3 protein-coding genes are annotated in these 2,067 nt (G+C 55.9%); all 3 read right to left on the reverse strand.

Annotation, left to right across the window (positions count from 1 at the left end):
- Positions 1 to 95: 95 nt before the first annotated feature.
- On the reverse strand, positions 96 to 806 hold the full coding sequence (locus tag CO676_RS34135) for an ABC transporter permease subunit (protein ID WP_097524297.1): 711 nt from the start codon (positions 804 to 806) through the stop codon (positions 96 to 98).
- Entirely contained in the window at positions 807 to 1,487 is a 681-nt protein-coding gene (locus tag CO676_RS34140) for an ABC transporter permease subunit (protein WP_097524298.1), read from the reverse strand.
- A gap of 34 nt (positions 1,488 to 1,521) precedes the next feature.
- A partial coding sequence (locus CO676_RS34145) for a transporter substrate-binding domain-containing protein (RefSeq protein ID WP_144340261.1) occupies positions 1,522 to 2,067 on the reverse strand: 546 nt, incomplete at its 5' end.

The following is a 2,067-nucleotide window of genomic DNA, read 5'->3' on the forward strand; positions in this document are numbered from 1 at the left end:
CGATGCCCAGAGCGAGCCCCGCAACCGAGAGAAAATAGAAACGGGCGCGCCAGAATTGGCCCGCCCGCTGATGGCCCCATCATGTTCGTAGAATGCTACACGTGATGAGATTGTACCGATCCGGGCAGTGCGAGGTGGCCTCTGACCAGTTTGGTTCCGAGATCGATGACTTGCACGAGTACGATGTAGATTATGCCGACGACCAACAACGGCGTCAGCGGATCCAGATAGACCTTTCCGAGCACGGTTGGGCCACCCATCAGATCTCTGACCGTGATTACGCTGGTAATGGCGGACGCCTTCACCACAGCAATCGTTTCGCTTCCTAAATTTCCTAGGATAGATCGAAGCGCGAGCGGCGCATGAATTCGGAAGAAGGCCCGCGTCTTGGTCATGCCGACTGCCGCCGCCGCCTCAAGTAGTCCGACTGGCACCATCCTCAGCCCACCTCTGATCAATTCCCCAAGATAGGCGGCATTGTTGATCGTCAAAACGAAAACTGCGGTGCGGAAGGGCGATGTCAGTACCAGATCCCAGACCAGGCTGCCCCTAAGCCAGGTTACCCGCGGCAAGCCGTAATACACCAGGAACAGAAGGATCAGCAGCGGCACCCCGCGGAAGACGAATATATACGCTTTCGCTACGAAACGGACCGCCGGTCCCCCATAGACATGCATAGAGGCCAAGACGCCGCCGAGCGCGAAGCCGAGGACCATACTGATGGCCGTGAGCGCCAAAGTGACGCCCAAGCCGTGGAGAACGGACCACCAGAAAACGCTCGTCTCGAGAATGGCCAAATTCAGCATTTAGAGGGACCTCTCCATAGCGGCTTCGAAGCGGTGCTGCACCAAGCCGGAGACCGCAGAAATGGCAAGGTACATTGCCGCCGCGATCAGATAGCAGACGAGAGGCTCGCGGGTGGAGCCGGCGATGATGCCCGTCGTGCGGCTCAGCTCAGTTACTCCAATAAGCGAAGCGAGAGCCGAGATTTTAAGCATCACCAGAAACAGGTTTCCGAGAGCAGGAGTGGCGGAGCGTAGCAGCAGTGGAACGATGATCCGCCTGCGGATCTGCAGTCGAGTCATCCCAATAGCCAATCCGGCCTCTGTATACCCTTTGGGAAATACAGCCATCCAATCTTTGAAGATCACCGCCGCGTATGAGCCGAACTGGACCGACAAGGCAACCAATGCGGCGACGCCAGGATTGCTGCCGCCATATTGAATGGCAAACGGTGTGCCCAGCATCGTCAGGAAAATATTAGATCCGTAGAAGATCACGAAGATCACAATGATTTCAGGCAAACCACGAAACACGTTGATGTACGCTGCTGCGGCCAGCGAAACACCTCGAGTACGCGAGACGGCGGCGAATGCCGCCGTCAAGCCGAAGAGAATGCAAATTGGGAAGGACGCAGCCGACAGCCCGAGCGTGAGCGCTGCGCCCTTCAACCAAAAGCTCATGTAGGGTGCAACGATCTCAATCATTGCAAATCCCTTCCAGAAGATTGTTCGTCATCGATCAGTTGATGACCAGCTTGGTCTTGAAGTACTTCATACCGAGCTCGTCGATTTTTCCTGATGCGATGACGGCATCCAGGCCCTTGTCGACCTTGCTGACAAGATCAGCCGATCCCTTGCGGAAAAACCAGGCGCGTCCTTCCTCGACATACTTCGGATCAAATGTCGCCTCAGCTGCGAGCTTGTAGTTGCCCGTGCTGACATATTGCTGTTCAAGCTGAAGATTATCGCTCTGAAACGCCGCAATGCGACCTGCATCGAGATCGAGAACGGCCGCATCAGCGGTGTCATAACCTCTGATGTCAGTGTCTGCGCCGAGAACCCCTTTGATGTAGTCATAGTAGGATTGCGTTCCGACAATCGTCCCGATCGGCTGGCCCTTCAGTCCGTCGAGCCCTTTTGACGTATCAGCGTCCTTTGGCACCAGGAACGCATAGCCGATCCGATAGATCATGCGCGAGGCGTCGTACTTCTCCAGGCGAATCTTTGTCTTCGTGACAGTGGTGCCGATCATATCGATCGTTCCGGTTTCGAGCGCCGTGAAGAT

It is taken from the genome of Sinorhizobium sp. BJ1 (genome assembly GCF_002531555.1).
Classification (GTDB): Bacteria; Pseudomonadota; Alphaproteobacteria; order Rhizobiales; family Rhizobiaceae; genus Sinorhizobium; species Sinorhizobium fredii_B.